Here is a 12,873-nt window from a genome sequence, read left to right as displayed (position 1 = left end):
CCAGACTTTTTCTAGTTGCTGCCAATTCTAATATTTTAATAGTATTGGCTTCTTCTCTTATACAAATATCTAAATAGATTATCGTAGAAAAAAAGACAAAAAAGTTCAATTCTCTAATTAATTTAATTTAATTTAGCCTTAATATAAGCTTTACACTGTCATTTTCTCAAAAAAAAAAGTTATGTATAGTAGTAAATTGGTCGATATTTTTTATCGTTTGTCGAAAAGTCAGCTTAGAGGTTTGCGTAAATTCGTATGCTCTCCTTATCATAATAAGCGGGAAGATGTGATTGCTTTGTTTGAGCTTTTGTATAAAACTCCTTTAGAAAATCGAGTTGCCCTTCGAAAAGAAAAAGCATTTCCCAAAATATTTGGCAAGAAAAAATATAGTTCTGACCAGATGGATTATACAATGTCTTTTTTATTCAAAGTCATTGAACAGTTTTTGGTGTACGAAAATGCCGTCGAGAATAAGATCAATGTGCAAATAGCCTTGATGGAAGAATATCGAAAGTTGGGGCTGTCCAAACATTATCGACAAGCATTAGTAGCTGCAGAACGACACCAACAAAAAAGTCCTTTGAGAGATATTTATCACCACAAAAAGGCATTGGCAATAGAGTTGGATCATTATACTTTCTTGTCGGTACAACAACGTAACACCTCCAAAAATTTGCAAGAGGTAAATACAAAGTTAGATTTATATTTCTTGTCTCAAAAATTAAAAATGGCTTGTGTGGCTCTAGCGCATGAGGCAGTTTATAAACAAAAATATGATTTGGGTTTGTTGGATGTTGTGTTGCCGTACATCGAACAAGCGCCAGAGTTATTAGAGTATCCAGCAATTTCCTTGTATTATTATTATTATAGAGCAACCACATTAGATGGGGAAGAAGCCGAAGCTGATTTTCAAAAGTTTAAAGCCATCTTTTTAAATTCACCAGAAGCCTTTGAGCATGGAGAATTGCAGGATTTGTATACTTTTGCCTTAAATTATTGTATCAAAAGCATCAATATTGGTAAAAATGAATACCAACTAGAGCTATTTGATTTTTATAATGTAGGCTTGGATTTAAGAGTTTTGTTTGACGAAAATGGAATACTTAGCCCTTTTACTTTTAATAATATTACAAAGTTAGCGTTGCGCTTAGGCAAAATTGATTGGACAGAACAGTTTATTGAGCAATACAAGCCATTTGTAGAACCTCAATTTCATGAGACTTATGTCCACAATGCCTATTCGATGCTTTACTTTGCACAAGGGAAATATGAGGAAACAATGATTCGTTTACAGCAAGTGGATTATAGGGAACTTTTTATTACAATGGATGCCAAAGTATTGTTGATGAAAGTCTATTATCAACTAGACGAGTACGATGTTTTGGAATCATTTATCAATAGCTTTAAAGTATTTTTGCGACGAAAAGAAATCTTGGCTTACCATCAAGAGATTTATAAGAACTTTATTCGGATGATGCAAAAACTCATCAATTTACCTCCCTTTAATAAGAAGGCAAGAGAAAAATTGTATAAAGAGATAGAGGGAACTCAAAAATTACTGGAGAAAAAATGGCTCTTGGAGCAATTGGATTAAAGCATAAAAAAAGCGTTCTTAATTGATAGCAACTAAGAACGCTTTATATAATACAGTTGTATTTTCTACACTACTATTTCATTAAATCGACCGATTTTTTGATGAAATTGGTCAATTCACCTCCTTTTAGCATACCGTTGTGCAAACGAGCCAAATCATAAAGATGTTTTGCTTTAGATTCGTCGTTGCCCTTTAATACATTGCCTACTACTTCGTGGTTGGTATTAATAACAACATTGTACATATCTCCCATGTTCATTGTCATACCTTGCATAACCGACATTTCTTGCATACGGCGCATGAATTCTGGGCGAGTGATAACGATTGGCAAATCAGAAGGTGCCAAGGCTTCTAGTTTTACAGTAGCTCCTTGTTCTGTCACGCATTTTTTGAAAATTTCTTCCAAGTTCTTTTGCTCATCATCAGATAGAACCGATTCACGTGTTTCATCTTTAGGAATCAAGTTGGTTGGTGTATCGGAATCAACGCGAACAAAGTGTACATTTTGCAACTTGCGCTCTAAGGCTTGAATGAAGTGAACATCAATCATAGTATCCATGTGTAGAACATCGTAGCCCATTTCTTTAGCCGCTTGGATATAAGCATCGTGCTCATCTCTGTCATTGGTATACAGAACAACCGTTCTATTGTCTTTGTCTACTTGATTAACGCCTACTTTTTCTTGATATTCCTCGATGGTAAAACGCTCTCCGTCTACATTTTCTAATAAGATGAATTTTTGAGCTTTATCTGCAAATTTTTCTTCTGTTACATAACCATATTTAACAAATACGCTCATGTTCTCCCAGTTTTTATCAAACTCTTCCCGTTCTTTGCGGAACATTTCGTCCAAGCGATCTGCCACTTTACGAGTGATGTATTCTGTGATTTTCTTTACATTACGATCACTTTGTAGGTAAGAGCGAGAAACGTTTAGTGGAATGTCGGGAGAGTCAATAACACCATGCAACAAGGTCAAAAATTCTGGTACAATTTCTTTGACTTCATCCGTAACATAAACTTGGTTGCTATACAAGTGAATTTTGTTGCGTTGAATTTCTAATTGGTTGCCCAATTTAGGGAAATACAAAATACCTGTCAAGTTAAATGGATAGTCAATGTTCAAATGTACCCAAAACATTGGAGGTTCGCCAGAAGGTAACAACTCCGTATAAAAACTGCGGTATTCTTCATCGCTTAACTCAGAAGGTTGTTTCTTCCAAGCAGGATTAGGGTTGTTGATAACATTAGGAACTTCGATGGATTTTTTCTCTTCAGTACCATCTTCTTTTGTAATGGTTTCATCCTCTAAGTATTCGGTACGCGTTCCAAATTCGATTTCGATAGGCAAGAATTTACAGTGCTTGTTCAACAATTCACTAATTCTGTATTGTTGCAAGAACTCCTCGCTATCTTCACTAATGTGCAACACGATATCTGTTCCATAGTCTGCTTTTTCAACTTCTTCTAGTGTGTACTCAGGATCTCCTGTGCAAGACCATTTTACAGGAGCACTATCTTTTTTGTATGATTTGGTGATAACATCTACCTTATCCGCTACCATAAATGCAGAATAAAAACCAAGACCAAAATGTCCGATAATAGATGCTTCCTCTTTATATTTTTCTACAAATTCTGTTGCAGAAGAAAAGGCTACTTGATTCAAGTATTTTAAAACTTCCTCTTCTGTCATTCCGATACCACGATCAGAAATCGTTAATGTCTTAGCATCAGCATCAATAGACACACGGATTCTAGTGTCGGTAACTTCATGTTCTACTTCGCCACGTCTAGCTAAGGTAAGTAGTTTGCTTGTCGCATCTGTTGCATTGGCAATTAGCTCACGCAAGAAGATTTCTTGGTCAGAATATAAAAATTGCTTAATGATTGGAAAAATATTTTCCGTTTCTACAGAAATACTGCCCTTTCGCATGATTTAATTTATTTTTTGAGTTAATAATTTACATTTTTATAATAATAAACTATTCTTACCAAAATGTATTCCATCCAAAAAATGACTGACAAAATGACTTTATAGCTGTCAGATGTTGTTAAGAAACATTTGAAAAGGGTACTTTTGACGGAAAATGTGCGAGAAGTGGGGAAGGTTTAGCAAAGCTGTTTTTTATATTTCTTCCTTATGTTGAACCTATTGGGTATTTATAGAATAGTTTTTAAATCATCAATATCAACAGGTCCTGCCCATGTTTTTAAGTTCCAAATATTTTCAAAATGTCCGTTGGTACTATAAAAAATAGAAGCAGCAATATTTTTTAATTGAGATTGATGTGCTGTTTCTAGCATCCAAAGTGTAAAAATATGGTTGAGCTGAATGCTTGTTTCTAACCATAAAAAATCACTGATAGGATGTTCTGGATTTTCGTCTTCTGTATCCCATAAGCCAAATGCTTGATGGTCGCTAAAACTTACTTCAAATTGGTCTAAACTTGTCCAGTCTTCATTCTTATCAACAATAGAGACATTTTGAAAGAACTTAGTCTCATGATTAACAATAAAAAGGTGTTCAAAGTCATGCTGTTCTTTTAGTTGCTTATAACTTGAAGCAAGTTGGGCATAATAATCTAAAAGGCGAGGAGTATTCTTCTGCAAAATGTTTTTTTGTTCTGCGAAACAATTGAATAAATTATTCATGTTTATCGTATTAATTTATAATTAAACAAATAGCCCCTTGATTTTATGCCATTTGAGACAACAACCAAGGGGCTATTAAAAATAAATAAAGGATTAAAAAAGGCTATAGTTTTTTAGTGCCATCTTCACTCTCTTCCTCTTCGTCATAAACAGGCTCTTCGTCACGACCTCCCATTTTGCTTTCCATTACTTTAAGCATTCCATCAACCATGATTTGTAGAGAGTTAGCATCTTTGTTTTTGAAAATTAGACGCATATCTGATTTAATTTGATTACCCTCAGGAGCAAATGTTTTAATTTCAAACTTGTTTAGATTTTCTTCTACAGTAGCCAACTCTTTGGGGAAGGTTTGCCCCATTTCCTTCATAGTTGATTTAGAAGTGCTAATCATTTTTTGAGCATCCAAGAAACCATATTGCACTAGAGCCGTAATATCCTTTACAGCTTTTGCAGGCATCTGTTTGTTTTTGGGAAGACCATTGAGATTTTTGGTAATATTTTCATCATTGGTAAACATTAAAACACCATCTTTGATAATGACAAACATATCGACACCAATCTCTTCTCTAACACCACCAACAGCCCAAACGCCATCTGCTCTTTTGGAAAGTACACCAGCATTGGCACCAAAATCAATGAATTTCATAATATTTTCTTCGCTGCCATAAGAGAACATCATAACAGCCATAGGCATGGGCTCTTTTACGGTTGTTGTAATTTCTTCCCATTTATCGGTTTCTTCGTCGTATTCAAAGTCAGAAGATTTGCGATCCAATACTTTTATATCGGTAACAGCAAACAACATATCTCCTTTTAGCAAGGTATAAATTTCTTCTTCATCAATAAAAATATCAACGATATCAAGCATATTGGCAACAAGTGCTCCTTCTTTACTTTTCTTTAATGCTTTGTAAACCTCAGAGCTGTAAGAATCCATAAAACCTTTGGGACTCATGGCGAAGGTATACATACCCATTAGGTTAGTATTGTCAATATATTTGAAAAAGTCTTTGTTGATTTTAAGGTTGTATGCTTGGTTAAAAACGCGAGCCATAGATTCGTTGGCATACATTGTTGTTGTGAATTCACCTTCTCCTTTTTTTGCATAACCGTGACCACTAATTTTAATGCCGCCAACAAGATCATACAAAGAACCTACCAAGTCTCTAGCTTGCATGGGAACTTGCGCTAAAGGAGGCATTAAATTGTTGTAGTCCATCCAAATGCTAAAGTCAGCGTCTTTGTCCAATTGTTGTTGATAATCGGTGTCTTTTGCCAATGAGTTATCCAAGGTAACCGAACCCAAAGATTTGGCATGTTCCAAATACATTTCAGATTGACGGCTTTCAAATTCCTCTCTTTCTTCAAAAAAACTTTGCTCACTAGTAGATGCAGTTATAATTAAGCGTTCTTTATTCCAGTTAATGAGCATACCATTGTGTACCATATTTAGTGCCTCCCCTTTAGGGATCATTGATTTGATTTTGTCTGCGCCAAACAATTGATCTAGAAAGGATCTAAATTTGTCGCCATCTGTCACTGGAACGATTAGATTAATAAATAAAGCTTCTGGGTCTTCTTCGTTCATTTCGTTTGGACGTTGTGCCCAAATGTAAATATCTTCTTGAGTGTTTAACCCCACTTTTTTGGTGTCAGCCAAATCTTGTTCTACTTTTTTGACGTTTTCTTCGGACATATCCCCGCCAGCAATTCCAAGCAACATGGGGGCAAGAATTTCACTAACATTGTATTTGTCTGTAGTGGCTTTGTCTAGTTTGCTATAAGTTTGGTAGGGAGATAACGTTGCGATAAAAGCAGCTTTGTCTTTATCAATAAATCGTTGCATTGTATTTTCTTGAGCAACTAGCAGTTGTGTAGCCATAAAGAGTACAATTAGGGTGGAAATACTTTTCATAATTTATTTTATAATTTTGTTGGTTAGTAAAGATTGAAAAATAAGCTATCAAAAATTTGCAACGATATTTTTGGATTCATTTTAGACTAAGATTGTGGTGCATAATAGATAAAACGCACAAATTTTAGGTTGAAAGGAAACAAAAAGATTAGGCAAATCGACAAATTATTTTTTAGATTTACTTAGTATATTTATTGTGACCTTGCATACTTTAGTACACTGCAACATAAATTTTTAAGCAAGCCTTTGGCAAGTCTTATATCCTATCCTCACTCTGATAGTTAAGATTATCAAGGTGTAGAATGTTTTGAGTTTTTGCCAAAATACTCTAGATAACAATCAAAAATTCTTATTACAATATACTAAGCTTTTGAGGATTCAAAAAATCAGCAGTTGTAGCATATAAAATACAAAATTAGACTAATTATAGTTCAATACAAAATTCTTTATTTAATAAACAAGAGACTATATGTTTGATCAATAACATTCTAAAAAATGTAGAAAACCTCTGTTGGATTTAAATTTTGTGTTGGTTTATCTTTTGTCTCAAAGGCTTTCCAATAGCAATCATAAAACTACTATAAAAATCAGTATTTTTCTTCTTTGCAAATTAATTCACAATAAAGTCTCCTTTAATAAAGAAAAGGTTCTATTTTTACCAGTACTTAAAACTTCCAATAACAATAGACAGTTGTTTGTCCCCACCAATTATTTGAAGTGTTGATGATTGTTAAGAATGAAACTTGTTAATATGAACAGTGTTTTGGTTTTTTGTTCAAAAAATCAAAAATTGGTATTCTTATAGAGTAGAGACGATAGGTCTTTTAAAATAATGCTAATAAGTAAAAAAATGTAGTCAACAGCAGTTAGTTGTGCTGCTACTACATGGTCGTTGAAATCATGCAGTAGCAATGTCGTTAACTAAGTTTGTCGAGCAGGCTTGTGCGGACGTAGTGCCAGAGGTTATTTAATGAACGACTATATTCGACGATATCGATATTATTACTTTAGAACAGCATCAATTATGAATTAATCTCGTGCAAATATTATAATGACTCAAAATATCGTAAAAGTAGCAGTAATTGGATTTGGATACTGGGGCCCCAATATGGTGCGAAATTTTAATGCACAAACAAATGGGGAAGTACTCTATGTCGCCGATTTTCGTGAAGAGCGCCTACGGGTAGCGGAACAATTATATCCTGCTATCAAGACAACTAAATCTCCTGATCAAGCAATTTTAGATGTTGAGGTGGATGCTGTTGTAATTGCAACCCCTGTATTTACACATTTTGAATTGGCAAAAAAAGCACTAGAGGCAGGCAAGCACGTTTTGTTGGAAAAACCGATGGTGACTACTTCTGAAGAAGCAGAAATACTCATCAACTTAGCAGAACAAAAGCAACGGATTCTTATGGTGGATCACACGTTTTTGTATACGGGAGCGGTACAGTCGATTAAGCGATTGGTAGACTCAGGGATGATTGGCAAATTACAATACATAGACTCTACACGAATTAACCTAGGATTATTTCAGCCTGATGTGAATGTATTGTGGGATTTGGCACCCCATGATATTTCTATTCTAAACCATTTGACAGATGAAAAGCCTTACAGTGTGCAAGCAACAGGGGTTTCGCATACCAATAATGGCATAGAAAACATTGCTTATTTGACAATGAACTACGAGAGTAATATCATCGCACACTTTAATTGCTCGTGGACTTCTCCTGTAAAAATACGCAAGTTCTTAATCGGTGGAGATCAAAAAATGATTGTTTTTGATGATACAGAACCCACCGAAAAAGTACGTATTTATGATACCAGTTATCACTACACCGAAAAACGCAGTGATGAGGAAAAGAGAAGGGTTTTGGTAGATTATAGGGTAGGAGATATTCAAATTCCTAAAATACCTATGATAGAAGCATTGTCTGGAGTTGCAGCGGATTTTATTGCTGCTATTTTATACCAAAAACAACCCCTCTCAGATTACGTTTCAGGAATCAATGTCATCAAAGTTTTAGAGGCTTCTCAGTTATCTATCAAAAATGGAGGTAAAGAGGTAAAAGTTTCTTATTGGTAATAAGAGCCGAAATAGTAATTAACTATTGAAAGTATATAAATGAAGATTAAAAATGAAAGAATTAACATGGAATGCCAATCAGCAAATTCTTAACCATGTAAAGGTTGGTAAGGATGTTAAAATATATAGTTTTGTGAATGCTTATCATTGTTCTATTGATGATGGTTCAAAAATTGGTACCTTTGTAGAAATTCAGAAAGGAGTACGAATTGGCAAAAATTGTAAAATATCCAGCCATTCTTTTATTTGTGAAGGTGTGCAGATAGAAGACAACGTATTTGTTGGTCATAACGTCTCTTTTATTAATGATATGGTACCAAGGGCAACCAATCCAGATGGAAGTCCTCAAACAGAGAAGGATTGGACATTAGTAGAAACCTTGGTTAAGAAAGGGGCTTCGATAGGAACGAGTGCTACGATACTAGGAGGCGTAACTATTGGTGAAAATGCCTTGGTAGGAGCTGGTTCTGTGGTTACCAAGGATGTTCCTGCAAATGCTGTAGTTGTTGGCAATCCTGCTAAGTTGGTGCGATTTATAACCTAGCAGATCGAGGCTCAACTATACGAATTTTTATATCACAGGCACTAAACGTTTATCAAATTGTCAGAAGTTGCGAATCAGAGTTGGTCAATTGTTGTTCTTTGTTTTAATGAAGCAGAAAACATTGTACGTGTTATTCAGCATGTTCAAGCTAAGTTAGCCCTTATTTCTAATCCTCAAGGAGAGATTATTGTGGTAAACGATGGTAGTTCTGACAATTCCGATGCAGTAATTCGAGGATTGCTGGACGAACCACAGCACAAAAACATTAAGTACATTCACCATCCTATAAACTTAGGCATCGGAAAAGCCTTGCATTCGGGGTATCGACAAGCAACAGGGGATAATGTAGTGATGATTCCTGGCGATGGTCAATTTGACTTGGGAGAGTTGCTGCCCTACAAAAATATACCAGAAAGGACAATTATAGCTTTTTATCGAGTAGAGAATACTACTTATACACTGTCTAGAAATATTTTGTCTTTGTTCAATAATGTTTTAAATTGGCTGTTTATTGGTCTCAAACTCAAAGATGTGAACTGGGTAAAGGTCTATAAAAATAACGCTTTACAAGATTTGGAACTAGAAATAACAAGCTCTTTGGTAGAGTCCGAAATATGTAGCAAACTAATGTATTTGGGACATCAAGCGATAGAAGTAAAGTCTAAATACTTGCCAAGACAGGCAGGGAAAAGCAAAGGCGCTTCATGGGCTATTGTGAAGCAAGCTGTGATTGATATTCCCCGTTTGATTCTAGTTTTTAGACGATTTAAACGAAAAAATAAAAATAAATTATCAAAATAGGACACAATAAATTGTAGTTTTGCTCTTAAAATCAATACCCAATACGTTCTCTAACTAAATTTAGTGTGAGAAAAGTAGCAATACAAGTTAAACCTAATAATTATATGGCGGCTAAAAATAAGAAGAAGAGTTCTCGACAAGCCCAACAGTCAAGAAAATATCCTGAAAATAAATATCAAGGTAAGTTGTCTATCGTTATTCCTGTTTATAACGAAGAGGATGGACTTCAAACAATATTTAGGGAGCTTCAAAAAGTGGAGCAAAACTGGAAATTACCTTACGAAGTTATTTTTGTTAATAATGGAAGTAGTGACGATACCTTATCTGTCATCAACCAAACTTATAATAACGAGGGACAATCTGAACAAGTTTCTTATGAGGTAATTGATTTAGAAGAACACCAAACAGTAGCCGCTGCTCTAAAAGCTGGTGTGGCTCAAGCTACTGGGAATCATATTTTGACTTGGTCTCGGAAATCTCAAGAAGAAGGAGAGTCGCCTATTAATTGGTTGAGAAAACTCGCCCAAGAGGATTGGGATGATAGTAGTATTATCGTAGGAGTTAGGAATTATGTAGAAGGCGAAAGTACAACAGACGGCATTGTGAAGAAGTTGTCAAATGGATGGGTACAGTTGTGGTCGGGTATGAATGTAGTTGATGTAGAAGCTCCTTTTAGATTGTATCCTCAAACAGTTGGCAAATTATTATTTGATAAACTTAGCTCCAAAAGTAAGACGCCTGACCTAGAAGTAATTCATTATGCTCATTTGTATGATCTGGCTATTGTAGAAGCATCTATTGATAATGTAAAAAAAGGAGCATCTTCAACAAGTACAGGGAATGCTTTGACCAACTTTGTGAATATTTTTAAGAATATATTCAATTTCTTTTGGATTGACTCTATCAAAGAAATGAAGGTTGAACATAGTTTGAGCAATTGGAAGCAAGCCAATTCTATTTATAGATTCTTATTTGCTGCTTTGTCTTTGTTGGTGTTGTTTATGTTGCCTTACTTGAGCTTTGATTATGGTATTACAGGAGACGAAGGATTTCAGGAAAAATATGGGACACATGTTTTAAATTATTTTGAGACAGAAGGCGTAGATGATAATGCGCTTAATTTTGTCAATTTATATTTTTACGGAGGGATATTTGACTATACCGTTACTTGGATGCACAAGTATGTATTTACAACTTGGGATTTGTTTGAAGTAAGGCATATGTTTAATGCTTTGGTAGGAGCTATTTTGTTTGTGTTTGTTGGTTTGTTGTCTTATTCAGTCACAAGAAAATGGAAAATAGCTTTTTGGACAATTATCTTAGTCATTTTCTTCCCTCGCCTTTTTGGTCACGCAATGAATAACCCTAAGGATATTCCTTTTGCAGCAGGATATATCATCAGCATTTATTTTATGATGAATTTTGTTCGCCAACTGCCCCGACCTTCTTTAAATTCTATTGTTGGGCTTATTGTAGGCATTTCATTAACTATGGGAATGCGATCGGGAGGAATTATTATCATTCCTTATTTATTCTTATTTACAGGAGGAATGCATCTCCTTAATACTAAGTTGCGAGCTCAGTTGTTTAACTTTAAGTATTTGATAAAACTGGGGAGTATTTTGGTAGCTATTGTTGTTTTAGGATACTTTGGTGGTATACTGTATTGGCCATACGCTTTAGAAGATCCACTAAACAATCCGTTTTACGCTTTGCAAGAAATGTCTAATTTCTCTGTTGGAATACGCATGTTGTGGGAAGGGCAACATTATTGGTCTGAGTATTTGCCATGGTATTATGTGCCTAAGTGGTTGGTAACGGTATTGCCTTTGGTTGTTTTATTGGGATTGATATTTGCTATCGTGCCAATTGTCAAAGATACGCGCAATAGAATAATAACATTGATGCTTGCATTTACAGCCTTGTTTCCTGTAGCTTATGTTATTTATAAAGATTCTGCTTTGTATGATGGGATAAGACACTTCTTATTTGTTTGTCCCCCATTAATTATTTTAGCAACCTATGGATACTTTTTCACGATTGATTATCTAAAACCCAAAGCAGCTAAAATTGGTGTTTATGTCATTTTCTTTGGTTTATTGGCGTTGCCAGTAAGATGGACTATTGCGGCACATCCACACCAATATACCTACTTTAATGAATTCATGGGAGGAATAGAAGGCGCTTTTGGTGCTTATGAAACTGATTATTGGATGAATTCAACCAAAGAAGCAGTAGACTGGGTCATAGAAAATATACCAGAGGTAAAAGCAGGAGAAGAAGTGCGATTTGGAACGCAAGCACATTTACCAATCAATCATTATTTCAAAGATTATCCTAATGTAAAGGTGATTTATACTCGTTATCATGAACGGGCTAAACACAATTGGGATTATGGAATATACATTTCTAGATTTATCAATAAAAAAGCATTAGAGCAGGATGTTTGGCCAGCAGGAAATGAATTGTTACATGCTGTAAAAGTGGATAATGTGCCGTTGTGTATGATCAGCAAGCGTTCTGAGACGAACAAAAAATCTGTAGAAGCGGCAGCTGCATTTAAGGCTAAGGATTATGCCAAGGCAATTGCTTTGTTACAAGAAGTACTAAAAGAAAATCCCAAAGATGATAGTGCTTTGATGTTGTTAACTCAATACGCATTGCAGGCTGGCAATACGCAACTAGCCAAAGAAACAGTTACAGAATTGCACAAATATATGACCGATTATTCTAATGCTTATGGGATGGAAGGAATTTGCTATATGCAAATGAAGGATGCTGAAAATGCCGAAAAATGTTTTAGCAAAGCAGTAGAGTGCAATCCTAAATATACTTTTGGTCATTATCACTTGGCTAACTTATTGGTACAAAAACAAGAGCTCAATAAAGCAATAGAACACCTAGAACTCTTTGACCAATATGGCGGAAAACCAGCGCAGGGATATGACTTGGCAATTAATATTTGTCAACATCTAGGAAATGACGCTAAGAAGAGTTTCTTTATGGCCAAAAAATTGTCTACCCAAGGAAAATGGCAAGAGGCAATGCAAAACTTGAATGTGGCTCTTAGTATCTTGCCAGACTATAAGCCGGCCTTAAAAATGAAAAAGATGTATGACGATGCTGTTCGTAAACAAATGTTAGCAACAGCTAGAAAGGAGCGTTTGAAAAGGGAGGGAAAGATTAAATAATAAACGGTCGTTTGATAACAAGCATGAATAGGGTAGGATTATTTGAGCACCTTCGGAGCATGAAACAATTGTCCTAAAAATAATCATACT

At 35.1% G+C, this 12,873-nt stretch carries 8 protein-coding genes; 5 read left to right on the top strand and 3 right to left on the bottom strand.

Annotated features, from left to right (window positions below; translation table 11 throughout):
- Nucleotides 1–181: 181 nt before the first annotated feature.
- On the top strand, nucleotides 182–1,594 hold the full coding sequence (locus CG11_RS15595; protein ID WP_052597711.1) for a hypothetical protein: 1,413 nt from the start codon (nucleotides 182–184) through the stop codon (nucleotides 1,592–1,594).
- 73 nt (nucleotides 1,595–1,667) lie between these two features.
- Here the strand turns inward: CG11_RS15595 and htpG are convergent, their stop codons facing one another.
- The 3 genes from htpG to CG11_RS15580 all read right to left on the bottom strand — a co-directional run bounded on the left by htpG (nucleotide 1,668) and on the right by CG11_RS15580 (nucleotide 6,128).
- Nucleotides 1,668–3,527, bottom strand: a complete 1,860-nt coding sequence (htpG, locus tag CG11_RS15590) for a molecular chaperone HtpG (protein ID WP_052597710.1) — start codon at nucleotides 3,525–3,527, stop codon at nucleotides 1,668–1,670.
- A gap of 227 nt (nucleotides 3,528–3,754) precedes the next feature.
- On the bottom strand, nucleotides 3,755–4,246 hold the full coding sequence (locus tag CG11_RS15585; RefSeq protein ID WP_052597709.1) for a hypothetical protein: 492 nt from the start codon (nucleotides 4,244–4,246) through the stop codon (nucleotides 3,755–3,757).
- A gap of 103 nt (nucleotides 4,247–4,349) precedes the next feature.
- A complete protein-coding gene (locus tag CG11_RS15580) occupies nucleotides 4,350–6,128 on the bottom strand; it encodes a DUF4836 family protein (protein ID WP_197043863.1) in 1,779 nt (592 codons plus the stop codon).
- 1,084 nt (nucleotides 6,129–7,212) lie between these two features.
- On the opposite strand from CG11_RS15580, the gene CG11_RS15575 reads away from it, so the two are divergent.
- The 4 genes from CG11_RS15575 (at nucleotide 7,213) to CG11_RS15560 (ending at nucleotide 12,783) form a co-directional block, all read left to right on the top strand.
- On the top strand, nucleotides 7,213–8,247 hold the full coding sequence (locus tag CG11_RS15575; RefSeq protein WP_197043862.1) for a Gfo/Idh/MocA family protein: 1,035 nt from the start codon (nucleotides 7,213–7,215) through the stop codon (nucleotides 8,245–8,247).
- Nucleotides 8,248–8,299: 52 nt separating this feature from the next.
- On the top strand, nucleotides 8,300–8,791 hold the full coding sequence (locus tag CG11_RS31000) for an acyltransferase (protein WP_052597707.1): 492 nt from the start codon (nucleotides 8,300–8,302) through the stop codon (nucleotides 8,789–8,791).
- Nucleotides 8,792–8,848: 57 nt separating this feature from the next.
- Entirely contained in the window at nucleotides 8,849–9,592 is a 744-nt protein-coding gene (locus CG11_RS15565; protein ID WP_052597706.1) for a glycosyltransferase family 2 protein, read from the top strand.
- 65 nt (nucleotides 9,593–9,657) lie between these two features.
- On the top strand, nucleotides 9,658–12,783 hold the full coding sequence (locus CG11_RS15560; RefSeq protein WP_197043861.1) for a glycosyltransferase: 3,126 nt from the start codon (nucleotides 9,658–9,660) through the stop codon (nucleotides 12,781–12,783).
- The last annotated feature ends 90 nt before the right edge of the window (nucleotides 12,784–12,873 follow it).

Origin of the sequence: Aureispira sp. CCB-QB1 (genome assembly GCF_000724545.1) — a bacterium.
GTDB lineage: Bacteria > Bacteroidota > Bacteroidia > Chitinophagales > Saprospiraceae > Aureispira.
This window is presented reverse-complemented; position numbering and strand designations above follow the sequence as displayed.

Excerpts from the sequence above, each read along its gene's own strand:
- CG11_RS15595 (WP_052597711.1), top strand. The coding sequence starts at position 182 with ATGTATAGTAGTAAATTGGTCGATATTTTTTATCGTTTGTCGAAAAGT.
- htpG (WP_052597710.1), bottom strand. The coding sequence starts at position 3,527 with ATGCGAAAGGGCAGTATTTCTGTAGAAACGGAAAATATTTTTCCAATC.
- CG11_RS15585 (WP_052597709.1), bottom strand. The coding sequence starts at position 4,246 with ATGAATAATTTATTCAATTGTTTCGCAGAACAAAAAAACATTTTGCAG.
- CG11_RS15580 (WP_197043863.1), bottom strand. The coding sequence starts at position 6,128 with ATGGCTACACAACTGCTAGTTGCTCAAGAAAATACAATGCAACGATTT.
- CG11_RS15575 (WP_197043862.1), top strand. The coding sequence starts at position 7,213 with ATGACTCAAAATATCGTAAAAGTAGCAGTAATTGGATTTGGATACTGG.
- CG11_RS31000 (WP_052597707.1), top strand. The coding sequence starts at position 8,300 with ATGAAAGAATTAACATGGAATGCCAATCAGCAAATTCTTAACCATGTA.